Genomic DNA, 18,911 nt, shown 5'->3' with positions numbered 1-18,911 from the left:
GAGGGGGAGGATTTAATTAATTCGGTCGGATGATGAACAGGAAAAAGGTGCGGTGCTTGGCTATATTGGTTCGGTTGGATCGTGGATTGGTTCGGTTAAGTTACAGATTGGAGCGGTTCGAAAGGAGTTTGGTTCTGTTCAATGCTATATTGGTGCGGTTGCCGCATACTTTGGCGCGTTGTAATATTTTATTTACTGGCCGCGCAAAATTGGAATTTCACCGAAAGCAGTTTTGGACTTTCGGGACAGACCCTTTTACATTTTCACACCATATTCATTGCACCTCTAGCTCATCGACTGATTTATACTCTTTAATAAGCCCCAGATGAATTGCTTCCCATAGATAAAACGACACGACAGAACGATACGGTTTCCAAAGCGGGGATTTTTCGACCAGAATGCTCCGCCGTTCCGATTTATCCACCCCGTACAACCATTCGGCAGCACGCTGAATTCCCACATCGTCTACGGCAAGCACATCACCACGGCCAAGAGACAGAAGCAGAAACATCTCTGCTGTCCACTTTCCTATCCCCTTGACATTAATTAACTGCTCCATAATGGATTCATCGCTATATTCCGCTATATGGTTAAGATCCAGCTCATTTGCTGCTATTTTCTCTGCCAAGTCGTTTACATACTCTGCTTTTCTCGTTGTTAAACCAACCTGCTTCAACCCCTCTTCTGACTTCGCAAGCACCCCCTCCACTGTGACACTTCCGCCAAGCAATTTCAGAAGACGCTCATAAATTGCACTGGCTGCACTGACGGAGATTTGCTGGCCAATGATGGAACGGACAATGGAGGAAAGGTAGTCGGTCCGTAAAGGGATTTCAATATCACCAATAAATGTAATCATCTTTTTCATCAATGGATCGCTGTTGGTGATGAACCGAACTGATTCATCTTGTGTACGAATATACAGTGTGCACACTTATTTCATCTCCTGTCTCCATTCAAGGCTTTACATAGAAAACGAAGACTGCCTGTAAGCAATCCACGTTTCGTTACTAGTTCACTAGAGATCATGGAACAGATTAAGGAAAATACCAAACCAACTTTTAATACAGTGAACTCCTTTAACAGAACCATGATTTTAATCTTACAACCAATATACAGCCTGAGAATCTTTGATTTCTGTTGATCCTGCAAGAAAAGCCGTAACGAAGAACGGCTTTTGCAAACAAAAGCATAGCGCTAAGAGCATATTTTTGCTTTTCACCGCCTCCCTTTCCAATCAAGTCAGACTCTGCTTAGAAGTTTTGTTAAACAATCGCGCTCGTTTACAGAGGATTAAAGGGAATACAGTTCTATTATTTTTTCTAAGGATAATTTATTTGGATTACACATATCAACAAAATAAGGTAACTGCCATTTTTGAGTTTTCATCGCTTGTTTACTACTTGGACTATCCCAGCTAGGATAAACTCTTATTGCCATTTTGCCCTTTGTTGAAGTAGACCTAAGAATGTTTTGTTTTAAAAGAATTTCTTTCGGAAAGATAAATTGTCCAAACTCATTTTCATTTTTAAAGGTAGTTATAACTAATAAATCAGGGGCTTCCTCATATGAGTAGGGTTGATTTTTATTATTTTCGTCTTTTTCCCAAAATGCAACAAACTGCCCGGCTTTGGCAGGTGTAATATTCGCAACTCTGAATCGAATTGTTTTAGAAGATATTTGAAATGTACCAGCACCATACTTCGAATTTTGCTTCTCTTCTTGAACTGACTTTACAGTTAAGTGATTCGACTCATAAATCATTTTATTTACATGAGTTAATGATGTAAAAAAATCATTCATTTCTTCACTCCTAAATATCAAACAACATGGCTTCGATTGCTGCAATACTGACGCTTTAAAAGCCTTCGTTAATTGAGCTATTCACACTTTGTTAGACGAACCTTTTCGGATCTTCTATTCTGATAGAGACAACTTCTCCGCAATTCAAGCAGAAAGTATAGATTTTATTTGATCCACTGAATGAAGATTTTTTCGATTTAATTGGCATTTAATCTGTTCCTTCTCTAAATTCGTTCCCATTGCAACTTGGACAACGCTTTTCAGTGTTCATAGGAATTTCTCCTCCTTCATGCTACTCCATTATCTCGTCTGGTCACGCTACTTTGCCGGTTAAACCAAAAAGAGAATCCTCATGCCGAGAGAAGACATCCCAAAGTATTCTGCGATGCCTCTACAAACTCCAAATATAAGTTTATCTCTTGAGCTTTCCTAAATTTATTTTGCAATCTAATTCATCCTTTTAAATAGTCTGTTACTAAATTAGTAGAGATCTTTTCATAAATGTACTCTTTAATGAAAAAGGAAAAGCTAAACAGATATTCCGTCTGTCAGCAATAAAAAATTTACTAAAATTAACATTACACCATTATCAAAAATTATTGCAAAAAGAGAAAGTGAACCTAAAATTATAATTACTAACGGCAAGTCTGTATTCGGACCTCTTAGAATAAAAAACGATATAATGCTTGCAACAACCGGCAGAAAAGAAAAACCTCCCCACTTATTCATACAAGTGATTCCTCCTTATCAAGGATACGCTCCGTTAATCGAATATTAAAGGATCTTATTCTCACTCAAGCACGTCCCTTTAAGTGGAATTTCACACGCAAAAATTAGTCACTTTACTAAACATCAATTTTTTTTACCAATCTAATACCATTCTACCAAACTTCTTTAAATTCATCGGACTTCAACTAAAATAATCTCTAACTTTTCATTAATTTGCTTTTGCCGTAAAGTAAACATAAAACAAAAGGACCGCCACGAGAAACCGCGAATCAATCCACGATTTCCCTGACAGTCCTTTATTTATTACAATGTACCCTGCTTCAATTTCGTATGCCATTCCGTTAATTCATTCATGGATTCCTCTTCGATTGCGCCTTCTTCTTTTGCCACTTCCGCCAAAGCCGCGAAGTTCGTCAGGCTGTGGTATGAAAGTTTAGCTTCTGCAAACTTTTCATCCGCTTTTTGAAGTTCGTATGTAAAAATAGAGACGATGCCGCATACTTCTACGCCTTCAGCCAGCAAAGCGTTCGCTGCGTTCAAGCTGCTACCGCCTGTTGAGATCAAGTCTTCGATGATGACTGCCTTTGCGTTCGGCTCGATCTTGCCTTCAATTTGACGGCTCTTGCCATGTGCTTTGGCGGAAGAACGGATATAGACCATCGGCAACTTGAGTATATCTGCCACCCACGCCGCATGCGGAATCCCTGCTGTCGCTGTCCCTGCGATCACCGTTGTTTCCGGATAGTGAACTCGGATCAAAGCCGCAAGACCTTCAGCGATTTCTTTTCGTCCAACTGGATCCGCCATCGTTAAGCGGTTATCACAATAGATTGGCGATTTGATACCTGATGCCCACGTAAATGGTTCTTTCGGATTCAAGGCAACAGCCCCGACATTCAATAAAATTTGAGCTACTTCTTTTTCTCTAGTCATTGAGGGGTTCCCTCCCATAAAGTATTTACTAACTCATACGCTTCACTTGGATTTTTTGCCCCTGTGATAGCACGTCCAACGACGATATGTGTAGAGCCTTCCTGTGTCGCTTTAGCAGGGGTCGCGACACGTTTCTGATCGTGGACATCACCTTGTGCTAATCGAATCCCTGGTGTCACTTTGAAAAATTCCTTACCACAAACTTCTTCAATTATCTTCGCTTCTTGTACCGAACAAACGACGCCGTCCAAATGAGCTGATGAAGCAAGCTTCGCATAATGTTCTACGGATTGCTGAAGCGGGACGCCGATCAATTGCTCTTCTCGTACTTGGCGGTCATCTGTTGAAGTGAGCTGCGTCACGGCAATTAATGCGGGACGCTGTTTGCCTGCTGGCGTACCGATATCCAAACCTTCCAGTGCCGCTTCCATCATAGCTTTCCCGCCAGCCGCGTGAACATTGACCATATCGACTTCAAGCGAAGCCAAGACGTTCATCGCGGATTTGACGGTATTCGGGATATCGTGCAGTTTCAAGTCCAAGAAGATGGAATAGCCTTCTTCTTTCAAGCGGGCGATCATCGCAGGACCTTCTTTATAATACAATTCCATTCCAACTTTGACATTGACCGAATGATCGAATGCTTTAAGGAAATCAAATGTTTTTTCTGCTGAATTAAAATCTAGCGCGATGATGGGAGATCTATTCATAGACGATGGCTCCTTCCGATCAATTCTGAAATATGATCTATTTGCAATTCATCCAATTTCCCTGGAAGCTGTTCAATAAGAGTTGGACAAATAAATGGATCTACGAAATTCGCTGTGCCGACCGCCACTGCACTCGCTCCTGCAGATAAAAAGTCGACAACGTCTTGCACACAAGTAATCCCCCCCATTCCGATGATCGGAATATTGACGACTTGGCTTACTTCATAAACCATACGAATCGCTACAGGCTTCACGGCAGGACCTGATAAACCACCTGTTTTATTGGCAATAACCGGCTTACCTGTTTTTTCATCCAGACGCATGCCGACCAATGTATTGATCATCGTGATGCCGTCTGCTCCGCCTGCTTCCACTGCGATTGCCATAGACTTAATATCCGCTACGTTTGGTGACAATTTCACATAGACAGGCACGGAAGACACAGCTTTCACGGCTGCAGTCAGCTCTTTCGCAATTTCAGGATCCGTACCGAACGTGATGCCGCCACATTTGACATTCGGACACGATATATTCAGTTCCAACGCGTGAACATTCGGCGCTTTGGAAATTTCTTTTGCCACTTCCACGTAGTCCGCTGTTTCGGAACCCGCGACATTGGCAATGATCGGAACATCGAACTGTTCAAGCCATGGCAATTCATTTTCAAGAACACCATGCAAGCCTGGATTTTGCAAACCGATTGCATTCAACATACCAGAAGCTGTTTCCGCTACTCGAGGTGTCGCATTTCCGTAACGCGTTTCAAGTGTTGTTGCCTTAATCATGATCGCACCAAGTTGAGAAAGATCATAGAGATTGCCGTACTCTTTCCCAAAACCGAAACATCCGGAAGCCGGCATGATCGGGTTTTTTAATTCGAGTCCTGGTAATGTAATTGCTAATCTACTCATATTTGCACCACCCCTGCTGGAAATACTGGACCGTCGGAGCATACTTTGACATAGGCTTTGTCTGTCGCGTTTTCATTTGTATGGCACACACAAGCGAAACAAGCGCCGATGCCGCAGCCCATGCGCTGTTCAAATGATAAGAATCCTTTTTTATGCACATATGCTTTTTGGACTGCATCGAGCATCGGCATTGGTCCGCAGCTATAGAATGTTTCAAATTCGTCAGTTAGCTCGCCCATAATATTCGTAACAAATCCTTTTGTGCCGTTACTTCCATCGACCGTCGCAATATACGTTTCGCCTAGTGTAGCAAACTGCTCTTCATAAAACACGACGTCATCTGATTGGAAGCCTAGGATATGAATGCATTTGACACCTTTTGCCGTCAGCTGCTTAGACAGTTCGTACAATGGCGGTACCCCGATGCCACCACCGATCAGCACAGCCGTTTGACCTGAAGCCGTCTCATTGACAGGAAAGCCATTTCCAAGCGGACCCAACACATTGACGATATCCCCTGCTCGCTTTTGTGAAAGCAACCCAGTGCCATGTCCTTCTGCACGATAGATAATCGTCATTTCATTTTTTTCCACATTGACTTCCGCTATCGAAATGGGACGTCGCAACAATGGTTCAAATGAATCGGATACGCGGATATGGACGAACTGGCCCGGAGAAGTAATTTCTCCGACCAGCTTTCCAGTGAGTTTCATTTCAAAGATATTTTTCGCGATTTGCTGTTGCGATCCAACTGTCATCAAATCTTGAATGATCATTGAATCACCTGCTTGGGCATCGCGGCTGTTTGAAACGTCATCGATTCGATGACAGAAAGCATTGCAGCTGCTGTATCGATGGAAGTGAAGCAAGGAACTCCATTCTCTACTGATTCACGGCGAATTCTAAAGCCGTCACGAGCAGGTTGTTTACCTTTTGTCAGTGTATTGATCACTAACTGTGCCTGTCCTTTTTGGATGACATCAATCAATGTCGGGCCTTCCGTTCCGATTTTGCCGACAGTTTTCACTTCGATGTTTGCTTGTTCAAGTGCTTTAGCTGTTCCTTCTGTAGCTAAGATGCGGTAGCCGATTTGAACAAAGCGTTCTGCGATTTCAATAATTTCTTCTTTATCTTTATCGGAAACCGTCATCAAGACCGAACCGTATTCCTTCACTTCCATGCCTGCAGCGACTAAGCCTTTATAAAGTGCTTTTTCGAGAGTGCTGTCTTTCCCCATTACTTCACCTGTCGATTTCATCTCAGGTCCGAGCGTGATATCTACACGACGCAGTTTCGCAAAGGAGAAGACTGGTACTTTTACATAGACACCCTCTGGAGCGTCTGCAAGTCCGTCTGTAAAGCCTTGTTGTGCAATTGATTTACCTAAAATTGACTGGGTAGCGACATTGGCCATTGGAATATTCGTGATTTTACTTAGGAATGGTACTGTCCGGCTGGAACGCGGGTTCACTTCAATGACATATACCTGACCTTCCGAAATGACGAACTGGATATTGAGCAACCCTCGGATATTCAACCCTAGAGCCAAACGCTTCGTGTAATCCGCAATCGTTTCGATCATTGATTGGGAAAGATTTTGCGGCGGATAGACAGCGATCGAGTCACCTGAGTGTACGCCTGCGCGTTCGATATGTTCCATAATTCCTGGAATCAATACCGTCTCGCCGTCACAGATCGCATCTACTTCAATCTCTGTACCTGTTAAATAACGGTCGATTAATACTGGGTGCTCAGGACTTGCTTTCACCGCATTTTCCATGTATTGCAGCAATTCTTGTTCATGATAGACGATTTCCATCGCACGACCACCTAATACGTAAGAAGGACGAACGAGTACTGGATAGCCGATTTCATTGGCTATCACAACTGCTTCCGGAACAGATAACGCCGTTTTTCCAAGTGGCTGGGGAACGCCGATTTCGTGAAGCGCACGTTCGAACTTGTCACGGTTTTCCGCACGGTCGATATCTTCAAGGGACGTCCCGAGAATCTTCACACCACGTGCTTCCAGTTCAGCCGCCAAGTTAATCGCCGTTTGTCCTCCAAACTGTACAATGACTCCTTCCGGCTGCTCTAAATCGATAATGTGCATGACATCTTCAATTGTCAGCGGCTCAAAATATAGCTTGTCAGAGATGGAGAAGTCAGTTGAAACAGTCTCTGGGTTGTTATTGACGATGATCGCTTCGTAGCCTGCTTCTTGGATCGCCCAGACACAGTGCACCGTTGCATAGTCAAACTCCACGCCTTGACCGATACGGATTGGGCCGGAACCAAGAACGACAACACTTTTCTTATCAGATTTTACAGATTCATTTTCATCTTCATACGTACCATAGAAGTATGGAGTGTCGGATTCGTACTCACCCGCACATGTATCTACTTTTTTATAGACAGGGATCAATTCTTGCTCTTTTCTCCAGTTATAGACTTCACGTTCTGTCGTATTCCAAAGTTGCGCCACAATCGCATCTGCAAATCCTAGACGCTTTGCTTTGTGAGCAACTTCTTGGTCAAATGGATGATCTTTCAATGCCTGTTCGTAGCGCACAATATTTTCAAATTTTCGTAAGAAGAATAAGTCGATTGCACTCCATTCGTGCAGCGTTTCAATCGTCACACCGCGGCGCAATGCTTCACCGATGAAGAATAGGCGCTCATCTCCAGCTTTACGGATTCGTTTTTCGATCCATTCATCCGACATCTCGCTGCCGCCTGGCAATGAAAGATCAAATTGACCAGTTTCAAGTGAACGAACTGCTTTTAAGATGGACTCTTCAAAAGTACGGCCCATCGCCATAACTTCTCCTGTTGCTTTCATCTGAGTGCCAAGATTCCGTTTAGCAGATTCGAACTTATCGAAAGGCCAGCGCGGAATTTTCGTTACAACATAATCAAGCGTTGGCTCAAAGCAAGCATATGTGTTACCGGTAACCGGGTTCATCATTTCATCTAGCGTCAGTCCGACAGCAATTTTCGCAGCCAGTTTCGCAATTGGATAACCCGTTGCTTTAGAAGCCAGTGCAGATGAACGGCTCACTCGTGGATTCACTTCAATGATGTAATAATCAAAGCTATGTGGATCAAGTGCCAGCTGAACGTTACAGCCGCCTTCAATTTTCAAGGCACGGATAATCCGTAATGACACGTTACGCAGCATTTGATTTTCACGATCCGTCAAAGTCTGGCATGGAGCAGCAACGATGGAATCGCCTGTATGGATCCCTACAGCATCGACGTTCTCCATATTACATACGACGATGGCATTATCCGCCGAGTCGCGCATTACTTCATATTCGATCTCTTTAAAGCCTGCAATGGATTTTTCAAGTAGACATTGAGTCACTGGACTATATTTCAGGCCGCTCGCCACAATTTCTTCTAAGTCCTCATCGTTGTGACAAATACCTCCACCTGTTCCGCCAAGCGTAAATGCCGGGCGCACGATCACAGGATAGCCTATTTTTCCGACGAATGCATAAGCTTCCTCAAGGTTATGAATAATGTCACTTTCCGGAACAGGTTCGCCCATTTCATTCATTAAATTACGGAATAAGTCGCGATCTTCTGCTTTATGGATCGCATCCAGTTTTGTACCAAGAATCTCAATTTCAAGTTCATCCAAAATTCCTGATTCTTGAAGTTCGATCGCCATGTTCAAGCCTGTCTGTCCGCCTAATGTAGGCAGCAGTGCATCAGGACGCTCCTTGCGGATGATTCGGCTGACGAAATCTAGAGTAATCGGTTCAATGTATACTTTATCTGCAACTTCTGTATCCGTCATGATTGTAGCTGGATTCGAGTTGATTAAAATGACGCGGTAGCCCTCTTCCTTTAAGGAAAGACATGCTTGTGTACCTGCATAGTCGAATTCTGCGGCTTGGCCGATGACAATCGGACCTGAGCCGATGACGAGGATGGATTTTATATCTTGACGTTTAGGCATTGGTATTCTCCTTTCGGTTGCTTGCAGTCATTTGCTGAATGAAACGATCGAATAAATAACTTGCATCTTGTGGTCCGGGTGAAGCTTCAGGATGGAACTGTACAGAAAAAGCTTCATATTGCTCACTGCTTACACCTTCAACACAGCCATCATTCAACGCTTTATGTGTAACTATTAGGCCAGTTCCTGCTAAAGAATCTTCCAGCACTTCATAGCCATGACTTTGTGATGTCAGATCGGTACGGTTTGTCTCCAAATCTTTTACCGGATAGTTGCCGCCAATATGGCTGTTTTTCATTTTAGCTGTTTTTGCTCCGCACGCGAGTGCAAATAATTGATGGCCCAGCCCGATACCGAAGATTGGTTTCTTGCCAAGCAATTCTTTGATTGTCTCAACAGCACCTTCGACATCTTGCGGATTCCCAGGACCGTTTGATAATAAAATGCCGTCTGGGAACAGCGCTAGGATTTCTTTAGCGGATGTATCGTAAGGCACGACAATGACATCGCAATCCTTCTTATTCAGTTCACGTAAAATGCCATGCTTGATTCCGTAATCGATGACGACTACACGTTTCCCTAAGCCCGGGCTTGGATATGGACGTTTAGTTGAAACTTTTGCCACAAGGTTCGTCGGCACTTCATAGCCTTGAACTTCTGCCAGGACCTCATCCAAATTGATGTCTTCGCCAGCAGCAGTTAGTTTTCCTTTTAATGCACCTTTATCGCGCAGTAGACGGGTCAGTTTTCTTGTATCGATTTCTTGGATTCCCGGAATACCTTTTAATGAAAGCAAATCACCTAACGTCATTCCACTGCGGAAGTTGGACGGCTCTTCCGTTAATTCTCTGACGACTAAACCATTAATCGCCAGATCAATGGATTCGTAATCATCCCGGTTGATGCCATAGTTTCCGATTAAGGGATACGTCATGACGACGATTTGTCCACAGCCTGAAGGGTTAGAGATCGTTTCCTGATAACCGGTCATTCCTGTTGCAAATACAGCTTCTCCTAATGAAGCACTATCCGCTCCAAATGCTTTCCCTTCAAAAATAGAGCCATCTTCTAAAACTAAATATCTTTTTTTCATCATTGACCATCCTTCCAAACGATGTTTCCACCGAAAATTGTCATTACAGGCCATCCAGTGCAATCCCAGCCGTCAAATGGCGTGTTTTTCCCTTTTGACACAAACGTTGTACGATCGATTTTTTGCTCTTTCTCCAAATCAATTAAAACTAAATCAGCTGTTGCTCCTACTTCAATTTTTCCATAAGGCAAACCGAATACTTCTGCCGGTTTAATCGTCATCCAGTCAAGCAATTGCTTCAGAGTCCAGTGACCCGGTTTTACGAAATGTGTGTACAATAAAGGAAATGCTGTTTCGAATCCAGTGATGCCAAATGGTGCTTTCGCGAATCCGACAGATTTTTCCTCTGCCGTATGTGGTGCATGGTCCGTAGCGATGCAATCCAATGTACCGTCTAGCAACCCTTGACGCAATGCTTCGCGGTCCTCTTCAGAGCGCAGTGGAGGATTCATCTTCCAGTCAGCATCATCCCCCGGCACATCGTTTTCCGTTAGCAACAAGTGGTGCGGACTTACTTCCCCTGTCACATGGATTCCAGCTTTTTTCGCATCACGAATCGTCCGTACGGATTCTTTCGTGCTGACGTGGCAAACATGGTAGTGCGCGCCTGCTGCTTCTGCTAATAAAATATCTCTCGCAATATGTACTGACTCTGCGATGGATGGGATACCCGGCAACCCAAGCTCTTTATTGCGCGTCCCTTCGTGCATCGCGCCGCCATAGATCAATGTATTGTCTTCACAGTGCGCTACAATCGGCATATTGATAGCCGCAGCATCTTGCATTGCTTCGTACATCATTCCTGCTTCTTGAACGCCCACTCCGTCATCTGTGAAAGCAAATGCGCCATGGTCTTTTAATTCCGCAAGATTGGTCCGCTCTTTTCCAGCTTCTCGAATGGTGATAGATGCGTATGGCAACACGCGAATTTTCGCATGATCTTCAATCAATTTATTAATTTTTTCGATATTTTCAATCGTGTCCGGCACTGGCCGTGTATTAGGCATCGAACAAATCGTTGTATACCCGCCTTTTGCTGCAGCTGCCGTTCCAGTTGCGATCGTTTCCTTATGCTCCCCACCCGGCTCTCTCAAGTGGACATGTACGTCAATCAGACCTGGAGATAGCAACAACCCTTGTCCTTCAATGATTTCACAATCAGCTGTCGGTAACTGGCTACCGATTTCTGTAATCTTTCCTTCTGAGATTTTCACGTCTGTTACTACGATCTGGCCTTCTTCGCTTACCATTTGGACATTTTGAATTAAAGTGTTCATGTTATTTCCGCCCCTTCAAAATTAATTCTAGAACAGCTGCTCGAATATAGACGCCGTTTTCGACTTGTTTAAAAATACGTGATTGAGGACTTTCAATTAAGCAATCCGCGATCTCCACATCTCGATTGACAGGTGCCGGATGCATGATGATTGCTTCGCTTTTCATTCTGCCTGCGCGTTCTACTGTCAAACCGTACTGTTCATGATAAGCCGCTTTCGTATAGGCCATTTCTGTATTATGGCGTTCATGCTGTACACGGAGAAGCATGACAACATCGCTCGTTTCAATGACTTCATCCCAGTTATCCACACTTTCAAATTCTCCTGCCCATTCTGGTGGACAGAGGAATGTGACATCGGCACCTAGTTTCTGCAGAGCTTCTGCGTTGGACCGCGCCACACGGCTATGTGAGATATCTCCTGCAATCAGCACCTTCAGCCCCTCGAAACTTCCGAACTCCTCCTGGATTGTGAAAAGGTCCAATAAAGATTGTGTCGGATGTTGACCTGAACCGTCACCCGCATTGATGATCGCTACATTCGTTCGATCAATCAATTCTTCATAAAAGCCATCGGACGGATGCCGGATAACAAGTGCGTCCAAGCCGATTGCCTCCAACGTTCGGATCGTGTCATATAACGTTTCCCCCTTTAATGTACTGGAGAAACTAGTCTCAAATGGGATGATTTGCGCTCCAACTTTTCGTTCCGCCATTTCAAAGCTCGTTTTTGTTCTTGTGCTTGGCTCGAAAAACAGATTGCACACAGTGTAGGTTCCTGGCAGTTCACGGAAGCCCAGGCGTTTAAAAATCGCCGCTCGATCAAGTATCAACATGATTTCTTCCACTGTCAGGTCTTTCATTGAAACTAAATGTTCCATCGGATGTTCCTCCCTCATGAAGTGCAGGCATTTATTGCAATTCATTCTATCTAATTTCTTTTATTCATCCATTAACGTATCGTCTTTTCTCCCTGGCAACACCAAGTTGAGTACTACTCCAACAATCGCCGCTAACGCCATCCCGCCTACTTCAAAAGTCGGGCTGAATTTGATTGTAGCTCCGCCGATTCCAATTACTAGAATAATCGATGCGATAACCAAATTCCGTTGATTGTCAAAATCGATTTTGTGATCAATCAGCATACGCATTCCAGAAGAAGCGATTATACCAAACAGCAGAATGGAAATTCCGCCTAACACTGCTTGAGGTATCGTGGCGATCAAGGCCATTACTTTTCCTAAGAAAGAGAAGAAAATCGCAAATACTGCAGCTCCGACAATTACGTAAACACTATATACACGAGTGATCGCCAGCACACCAATATTTTCTCCATAAGTAGTTTTTGGCGGACCTCCGACCATTCCACTGATCAATGTGCCAATCCCATCGCCGAGCAATGATCTATGCAAACCTGGATTATCGATGTAATTTCTTTCCACCACTTTACCTAGTACAAGCTGGTGTCCGATATGTTCTGCAATCGTCACGATCGCAATCGGTACCATAATAATCAGTAAGGTCGGCGTCACTACAAACGAATAGTCCACACCGGGAATCAGCATGTCCGGCACTGCAAACCACTTCGCCTCGACAACTTGGCTGAAGTCCAAGATCCCAATCGCTGCTGAATAAATATACCCGACTACAATTCCGATCAACACGGGCATTAAACTGATGATACCTTTAAAGAACATTAAGCAGAAAACCGCTGAAGCAAGTGTTACCAAGGCTGCTGAAAAATGCAAGCCGCTGTATACATCCTGACCATCCACTTGAATCATACTGGCCATGTTGATGGCGGTTGGTGCAATTGCCAATCCGATGACCATGATGACAGGTCCGACAACAATCGGCGGTAAAATTTTCATGATCCAGCGATAGCCCGTCTTCCATATCACAAGGGAGACAATCGCGTAGACCAATGCGACGAACATACTCCCGATCATCGCACTGCCGATTCCGCCAGTTGTGGTCGCAATCTGAATTGGGATGATAAAGGCGAAGGAAGAACCTAAGTATGCCGGCACTTGAAACTTCGTCACTGCGATAAATACGAGTGTGGCTATACCGCTTGTCAGTAAAGCGATTGCCGGGCTTAATCCCACAAGTTGAGGCACTAAAATTGTTGCGCCGAACATCGCAAACATGTGCTGCAAACTCAATGCCAGCCATCTCACCGGTTGCGGTTTTTCATTTACATCTAATACTTTTTCACTCATTTATCCTGTCCTCCAGCCGCTTATAATGTGCGTGTATGAATCGTTACTCCGTCTGTTCCGTCCGTTTCTGTCATGCTTACAACAACTCGTTCTTCACTCGAAGTCGGAATGTTCTTCCCTACAAAATCCGGCCGAATCGGCAATTCCCTGTGTCCTCTGTCCACGAGTACAGCCAATTGGATTGATGAAGGTCTTCCAAGATCCATAATTGCATCGAGTGCTGCTCGAACCGTCCGTCCTGTATACAGCACATCATCAACTAAAATTACTTTTTGATCTGAAACATCGTGCGCTATATTTACTTGCTGCACTAATGCTTCCGCCTGTTCATGTTTCAACTGAAGATCATCACGATATAGGGTGATATCGAGTTCTCCCGTCTTGATCGGCTTGCCTTCGATTTGCTCAATCTTTTCGGCTAAACGTTTAGCTAAAATTGCACCTCTCGTTTTGATACCGACCACTATACAATCATCAATCCCTCTATTTTTCTCAATGACCTCATGTGCAATCCTTGTTACCGCTCGTGTGATCGCTTGATCATCTAGTATCGTTGCTTTCTCTGCCATTTTTTAGTTCCCCTTTCCGTTATGTGTATTTATCCATAAGAAAAACCCTCCAGTCAGAGTAGACAGGAGGGCAGACGTGCAGAAAAAAGCATACAGTGATTCTTACCGCAGTAAGTCTCATGTATTTCCGTGCAACCTTCCCAGCCTCACAGGACTGACTTTAAAGGTATCGCTATTCAATTGCTTTATCGAGTATACAGCTAGCCGTTTGTATTTGTCAACGCTTAATGTGCACGTAATTCATTTAGCAACTGTTGATAATTTTCAGGCAATGGAGCCGTAAACTCCATGTACTCACCTGTAGAAGGATGTTGGAAACCAACCGTTCCAGCATGTAAGACTTGTCCGCCATAATCAATTGTTTTCCTCGGACCGTATTTGGGATCGCCAACTAACGGATAACTGATGTATTTCATATGGACACGAATTTGATGCGTTCTCCCTGTTTCTAATCTGCATTCAACCAATGTATAATCGCCAAAACGCTCTAATACTTTAAAATGGGTCACTGCGTTTTTTCCGTTATCCACTACCGCCATTTTTTGACGATCTCGCGGATCTCTTCCGATCGGAGCGTCGATCGTTCCATTATCGTGAGGAATATGGCCGTGAACAAGAGCCGTATAGACACGGTTGACGGATTTTTCCACGAGTTGATCAACTAACGATACATGTGCTTTATCATTTTTTGCGACCATCAACAATCCAGATGTGTCTTTATCGATCCGGTGTACAATACCCGGTCTCATCACACCGTTGATCCCCGACAGATCCGTACACTGATGCATCAATCCATTGACCAGCGTTCCCGATAGATGTCCAGGGGAAGGATGTACGACCATTCCGACTGGCTTATTGACCACAAGGACGTCTTGATCCTCATAAACGATTTCGAGATTTAAGTCTTCTGCTTCAATATCATATGCCTCAGGTTCTGGCTGTTCTACAGAGACAACATCTCCAGTTTTCACTTTATAATTCGATTTCATGAAGCTGCCATTCACTTGGATGCGTTCATCTTTCACCCATTGCTGGATCTGTGTCCGAGACCAATCAGGCTGTAGTAAAGCGAGTGCTTTGTCAATTCGATTGCCAGCTGTTTCTTCTGTAATTTCATATTCAAATCTTTCCATTAAGAGACACCTTTTTTCTTTTTCTTTTTCTCATCGAGTATTACGTGTAATAAGATTAATACGACGGCAATTGTCAGGGCAGCGTCTGCCACATTGAAAATCGGAAAGTCGTAGCGGATGACAGGAATCAGTACATCTACGAAATCAACGACTTCACCTCTCCATAATCGGTCGATGAAATTTCCGATCGCTCCGCCAAGCAATAACATCAAGCTGACACCAAGAAGCCGATCTTTTTTCCCTTCTGTATGAAAAAAATAAATAATAGCTACGACAACGACAATGGTTACGATATAAAATAGCCACATTTTCCCTTCCAGCATCCCCCACGCTGCACCTCGGTTACGGTGCGAAAGGAAGCCAAAATAAGGATCCCATATAGATATTTGTTCGCCGAGCTCCATATTCTTCACTACTAGCCACTTCGTCAATTGGTCCAATCCTATGACCAGGGCAGCGATTGCATAATAAACGATCACTTCGTCTACCTCCGTCCAGCAAATGTCTTATTCATTTTAACACAAAACCTGCTTAATTTACTCTTATCAATTTTCATTGATCAAAAGCAAAAGCCATCGTCATCCTTAAGTAGATGATGATGGCTTTTGCATCAAGATTGCTTACGCATAGTTCTCTTTCACAACGGATGCGCATCGTGCACATAATGCCGGGTGAGTTGTATCTTCTCCTACAGTTGTAGAGATGGTCCAGCAACGTTCACATTTCTCGCCTTCCGCCGGTTCGACTAGTACAGTTGCACGGTCTAGTTTCAGGGCATTCGGAAGCTCAGTATTTTTGCTTTCTTCAAAAGTGGAGACAATAAAGAACTGAGCGAAGTCAATATCGCTTGCTTGAAGAAGACCTTGTTGATCTTCTGGAAGTACGACGGTGACTTTTGCTTCGAGTGATTTACCGATGACTTTTGCATTTCGCGCTTCTTCCAACGCTTTCAATACATCATCACGGATAGCCATCAAATGATCAAAGCGCTCGCGCAGTTTATCTGCTACCTCGCCCTTTTCATCTGCTTCTGGCATATCTGTCAATTGTACACTGTCCGCTTCCTTCACATTCAAGTAGTTCCACATTTCATCTGCTGTATGCGGTAAGATCGGCGTGATTAGTTTGACTAATGTGATCAACGTATCATACATAACCGTTTGCATAGCGCGGCGATGCGGGTGGTTGACTCCTTCGATATACACGACATCTTTTGCGATATCCAAGTAGAAAGAACTTAAGACGCCTGTGCAGAAATTATTAACCGCATGATAAACACCTGCAAATTCATAGTGATCATATGCAGTACGTACCTCTTTGATCAAGTCTTGAAGCTTCACATAGACATACTGATCAACTGGGCGCATTTCTTCAAATGATACACGGTCTGCTGACGGATCAAAATCGGCTACGTTACCATGCAAGAAACGAATTGTATTACGAATCTTACGGTATACTTCCGAAACTTGCTTAAAGTTGGAATCAGAAACTCGAACGTCCGCCGTATAGTCAACAGATGAAACCCATAGACGCACAATGTCAGCGCCCAATTGGTTGATGACTTTCGCCGGCACAATGACATTGCCAAGAGACTTACTCATTTTACGGCCATCTTTATCCAGCGTGAAACCGTGGCTTAAAAGGCCTTTATATGGTGCAATACCATTAATCGCAACGCTTGTTGTCAATGACGAGTTGAACCATCCGCGATACTGGTCAGAACCTTCCAGATACAGATCAGCTGGATAGACAAGGTCGTCACGCTCTTCCAGCACGCCTTGATGCGTCGTCCCAGAATCAAACCAAACGTCCATGATATCCGTTTCTTTTGTAAACTCACCGTTTGGACTTCCTTCATGAGTGAAGCCTTCAGGCAATAATTCTTTTGCTGTACGTTCAAACCAAACATTGGAACCGTGCTCCCGGAATAATTTCGCCACATGGCTGATCGTTTCGTCCGTTAAAATGGCATCTCCATTTTCCGCATAAAACACAGGAATCGGAACCCCCCACACACGTTGACGAGAAATACACCAATCTCCACGGTCACGAACCATGTTAAATAGACGCGTTTCACCCCAAGATGGAGTAAACTTCGTATTTCGGATCGCTTCCAGCAAGTCACTTCTAAACAATTCGATCGAAGCAAACCATTGAGCTGTTGCACGGAAAATAACCGGCTTTTTCGTCCGCCAGTCATGCGGATACGAGTGTGTGATAAAGGAAAGCTTTTTAAGCGCGCCTACTTCTTCCAACTTCTCTGTTACAGCTTTATTCGCATCCTCATAGAACATACCTGCAAAATAAGGTGCTTCTTCTGTCATCACACCGCGGTCATTAATTGGAGATAACGCGTCGATGCCATAAGATTTGGACACATAGAAGTCGTCTTCCCCGTGACCAGGCGCTGTGTGGACACAGCCTGTTCCTGCATCTGCTGTTACGTGCTCCCCAAGCATGATAAGTGAGTCGCGATCATAGAATGGATGCTTCGCAACGATACGATCAAGATCCGCACCTGGCAATTCTTGCTCTATTGAGTAGTTTTCCCACTCTAACTCTTTCGCCAAAAACTCCACTAGCTCTTTCGCCACAACGAGTTTTTCACCATTAACATTCACTACTGCATAAGTGAATGCTGGATGAACCGAAATACCAAGGTTTGCTGGAATCGTCCAAGGCGTTGTCGTCCAGATTAGGAATTTTACATCTTCTGCAAGTACGCCTTTGCCGTCACGGACTGGGAAGCTGACGTAAATAGATGGTGATTTCTTATCCTTATATTCGATTTCGGCTTCCGCTAGAGCAGATTCACTTGAAGGGGACCAATAAACAGGTTTTAACCCTTTATAGATATACCCTTTTTTCGCCATTTCACCGAATACTTGAATTTGACGAGATTCAAATTCAGGTTTTAACGTAATATATGGATTTTCCCAATCACCACGTACACCTAAACGCTTAAATTGTGTGCGTTGATTATTGATTTGCTCATACGCATAGTCTTCACACATTTTACGGAATTCCGCAACGCTCATTTTTTTACGGTCCACGCCTTTGTTGACAAGGGCCTGCTCAATCGGCAAGCCATGTGTATCCCAGCCTGGTACATATGGAGCATGGAATCCTGACATCGACTTATATCGAACGATAATATCTTTTAAAACTTTATTGAGGGCATGCCCCATGTGTAGATCTCCATTCGCATACGGCGGTCCGTCATGCAGAACAAAAAACGGTCTGCCCGCTGTACGTTCCTGGACTTTTTGATAAATATTCTCTTCATCCCACTTCTCTTGCATTTTCGGTTCGTTATTCGGTAAATTTCCACGCATCGGAAACTCCGTTTTCGGCATAAGCAATGTATCTTTGTATTCCATTCCGAATCCTCCTCCATAAAATTACGTCCAAAGTATCATTAATTGCTTTCGGTAATTAAAAAAATCCCCATCCCAAAAAGGGACGAGGATATTCTCGCGGTACCACCCTACTTGCAATCGTACAATACAATTGCCGCTTAGACACTTAGTAACGGCAGTGTGACCGGGATCATGTACATATCCAT

At 43.9% G+C, this 18,911-nt stretch carries 17 protein-coding genes, 1 pseudogene and 1 other annotated feature (1 of these 19 cut by a window edge); of the genes and pseudogenes, 1 reads left to right on the top strand and 17 read right to left on the bottom strand.

The annotated features are described in order from the left end of the window. The first annotated feature begins 52 nt into the window (after nucleotides 1-52). A complete protein-coding gene (locus MKY93_RS05865) occupies nucleotides 53-184 on the top strand; it encodes a hypothetical protein (protein WP_281250661.1) in 132 nt (43 codons plus the stop codon). A 90-nt stretch (nucleotides 185-274) separates the two neighbouring features. On the opposite strand, the gene MKY93_RS05860 is transcribed toward MKY93_RS05865, so the two are convergent. The 17 genes and pseudogenes from MKY93_RS05860 to ileS form a co-directional block, all read right to left on the bottom strand. Further along, nucleotides 275-934 carry a DNA-3-methyladenine glycosylase family protein gene (locus MKY93_RS05860; RefSeq protein ID WP_340758525.1) on the bottom strand — a complete coding sequence of 220 codons (660 nt, stop codon included), beginning with the start codon at nucleotides 932-934 and terminating at the stop codon, nucleotides 275-277. 359 nt (nucleotides 935-1,293) lie between these two features. Further along, entirely contained in the window at nucleotides 1,294-1,803 is a 510-nt protein-coding gene (locus tag MKY93_RS05855) for a MepB family protein (protein ID WP_340758524.1), read from the bottom strand. A gap of 330 nt (nucleotides 1,804-2,133) precedes the next feature. Continuing rightward, a pseudogene (locus MKY93_RS20415) lies at nucleotides 2,134-2,217 on the bottom strand (PspC domain-containing protein); the annotation flags it as partial. Nucleotides 2,218-2,331: 114 nt separating this feature from the next. Further along, nucleotides 2,332-2,532, bottom strand: a complete 201-nt coding sequence (locus MKY93_RS05850; protein WP_340758523.1) for a hypothetical protein — start codon at nucleotides 2,530-2,532, stop codon at nucleotides 2,332-2,334. Nucleotides 2,533-2,835: 303 nt separating this feature from the next. Further along, nucleotides 2,836-3,465, bottom strand: coding sequence for an orotate phosphoribosyltransferase (gene pyrE / locus MKY93_RS05845; RefSeq protein WP_078817794.1), 630 nt, complete (start codon nucleotides 3,463-3,465; stop codon nucleotides 2,836-2,838). Continuing rightward, nucleotides 3,462-4,175 (bottom strand): orotidine-5'-phosphate decarboxylase, encoded by a 714-nt coding sequence (gene pyrF, locus MKY93_RS05840; RefSeq protein ID WP_340758522.1) that lies wholly within the window; start codon nucleotides 4,173-4,175, stop codon nucleotides 3,462-3,464. Before pyrF ends, pyrE begins: the two co-directional genes overlap by 4 nt. Then, nucleotides 4,172-5,086: a dihydroorotate dehydrogenase gene (locus tag MKY93_RS05835; protein ID WP_009765567.1), complete on the bottom strand. Its 915-nt coding sequence runs from the start codon at nucleotides 5,084-5,086 to the stop codon at nucleotides 4,172-4,174. Before MKY93_RS05835 ends, pyrF begins: the two co-directional genes overlap by 4 nt. After that, a complete protein-coding gene (locus MKY93_RS05830; RefSeq protein WP_009765568.1) occupies nucleotides 5,083-5,862 on the bottom strand; it encodes a dihydroorotate dehydrogenase electron transfer subunit in 780 nt (259 codons plus the stop codon). The genes MKY93_RS05835 and MKY93_RS05830 overlap by 4 nt, the downstream gene beginning before the upstream one ends. Further along, nucleotides 5,859-9,053 carry a carbamoyl-phosphate synthase large subunit gene (carB, locus tag MKY93_RS05825; RefSeq protein WP_340758521.1) on the bottom strand — a complete coding sequence of 1,065 codons (3,195 nt, stop codon included), beginning with the start codon at nucleotides 9,051-9,053 and terminating at the stop codon, nucleotides 5,859-5,861. The genes MKY93_RS05830 and carB overlap by 4 nt, the downstream gene beginning before the upstream one ends. Further along, nucleotides 9,046-10,146, bottom strand: coding sequence for a carbamoyl phosphate synthase small subunit (locus MKY93_RS05820; RefSeq protein ID WP_040758848.1), 1,101 nt, complete (start codon nucleotides 10,144-10,146; stop codon nucleotides 9,046-9,048). Before MKY93_RS05820 ends, carB begins: the two co-directional genes overlap by 8 nt. Then, nucleotides 10,146-11,423, bottom strand: a complete 1,278-nt coding sequence (locus MKY93_RS05815) for a dihydroorotase (protein ID WP_340758520.1) — start codon at nucleotides 11,421-11,423, stop codon at nucleotides 10,146-10,148. The genes MKY93_RS05820 and MKY93_RS05815 overlap by 1 nt, the downstream gene beginning before the upstream one ends. A gap of 1 nt (nucleotide 11,424) precedes the next feature. After that, nucleotides 11,425-12,303, bottom strand: a complete 879-nt coding sequence (locus MKY93_RS05810; RefSeq protein ID WP_340758519.1) for an aspartate carbamoyltransferase catalytic subunit — start codon at nucleotides 12,301-12,303, stop codon at nucleotides 11,425-11,427. Between the two features lie 60 nt (nucleotides 12,304-12,363). After that, complete coding sequence (locus MKY93_RS05805) at nucleotides 12,364-13,644, bottom strand: uracil-xanthine permease family protein (RefSeq protein WP_078817799.1); 1,281 nt, start codon at nucleotides 13,642-13,644, stop codon at nucleotides 12,364-12,366. Between the two features lie 20 nt (nucleotides 13,645-13,664). Next, a complete protein-coding gene (gene pyrR / locus MKY93_RS05800) occupies nucleotides 13,665-14,213 on the bottom strand; it encodes a bifunctional pyr operon transcriptional regulator/uracil phosphoribosyltransferase PyrR (RefSeq protein WP_009765574.1) in 549 nt (182 codons plus the stop codon). Nucleotides 14,214-14,437: 224 nt separating this feature from the next. Next, on the bottom strand, nucleotides 14,438-15,346 hold the full coding sequence (locus MKY93_RS05795) for an RluA family pseudouridine synthase (RefSeq protein WP_340758518.1): 909 nt from the start codon (nucleotides 15,344-15,346) through the stop codon (nucleotides 14,438-14,440). Beyond that, nucleotides 15,346-15,825 carry a signal peptidase II gene (gene lspA / locus MKY93_RS05790; protein ID WP_009765576.1) on the bottom strand — a complete coding sequence of 160 codons (480 nt, stop codon included), beginning with the start codon at nucleotides 15,823-15,825 and terminating at the stop codon, nucleotides 15,346-15,348. Before lspA ends, MKY93_RS05795 begins: the two co-directional genes overlap by 1 nt. Before the next feature lie 141 nt (nucleotides 15,826-15,966). Next, entirely contained in the window at nucleotides 15,967-18,726 is a 2,760-nt protein-coding gene (gene ileS / locus MKY93_RS05785; RefSeq protein WP_078817802.1) for an isoleucine--tRNA ligase, read from the bottom strand. A gap of 75 nt (nucleotides 18,727-18,801) precedes the next feature. Next, nucleotides 18,802-18,911 (bottom strand) — a binding site (T-box leader) (it continues 107 nt past the right edge of the window).

The organism is Sporosarcina sp. FSL W7-1283 (genome assembly GCF_038003105.1).
GTDB classification, from domain to species: Bacteria; Bacillota; Bacilli; order Bacillales_A; family Planococcaceae; genus Sporosarcina; species Sporosarcina newyorkensis.
The sequence above is the reverse complement of the archived record's forward strand: the minus strand, read 5'-3'. Positions and strand labels throughout refer to the sequence as shown.

Coding starts and splice junctions, on each gene's coding strand:
- MKY93_RS05855 (WP_340758524.1), bottom strand. CDS start 1,803: ATGAATGATTTTTTTACATCATTAACTCATGTAAATAAAATGATTTAT.
- MKY93_RS05850 (WP_340758523.1), bottom strand. CDS start 2,532: ATGAATAAGTGGGGAGGTTTTTCTTTTCTGCCGGTTGTTGCAAGCATT.
- pyrE (WP_078817794.1), bottom strand. CDS start 3,465: ATGACTAGAGAAAAAGAAGTAGCTCAAATTTTATTGAATGTCGGGGCT.
- pyrF (WP_340758522.1), bottom strand. CDS start 4,175: ATGAATAGATCTCCCATCATCGCGCTAGATTTTAATTCAGCAGAAAAA.
- MKY93_RS05835 (WP_009765567.1), bottom strand. CDS start 5,086: ATGAGTAGATTAGCAATTACATTACCAGGACTCGAATTAAAAAACCCG.
- MKY93_RS05830 (WP_009765568.1), bottom strand. CDS start 5,862: ATGATCATTCAAGATTTGATGACAGTTGGATCGCAACAGCAAATCGCG.
- carB (WP_340758521.1), bottom strand. CDS start 9,053: ATGCCTAAACGTCAAGATATAAAATCCATCCTCGTCATCGGCTCAGGT.
- MKY93_RS05820 (WP_040758848.1), bottom strand. CDS start 10,146: ATGAAAAAAAGATATTTAGTTTTAGAAGATGGCTCTATTTTTGAAGGG.
- MKY93_RS05815 (WP_340758520.1), bottom strand. CDS start 11,423: ATGAACACTTTAATTCAAAATGTCCAAATGGTAAGCGAAGAAGGCCAG.
- MKY93_RS05810 (WP_340758519.1), bottom strand. CDS start 12,303: ATGGAACATTTAGTTTCAATGAAAGACCTGACAGTGGAAGAAATCATG.
- MKY93_RS05805 (WP_078817799.1), bottom strand. CDS start 13,644: ATGAGTGAAAAAGTATTAGATGTAAATGAAAAACCGCAACCGGTGAGA.
- pyrR (WP_009765574.1), bottom strand. CDS start 14,213: ATGGCAGAGAAAGCAACGATACTAGATGATCAAGCGATCACACGAGCG.
- MKY93_RS05795 (WP_340758518.1), bottom strand. CDS start 15,346: ATGGAAAGATTTGAATATGAAATTACAGAAGAAACAGCTGGCAATCGA.
- ileS (WP_078817802.1), bottom strand. CDS start 18,726: ATGGAATACAAAGATACATTGCTTATGCCGAAAACGGAGTTTCCGATG.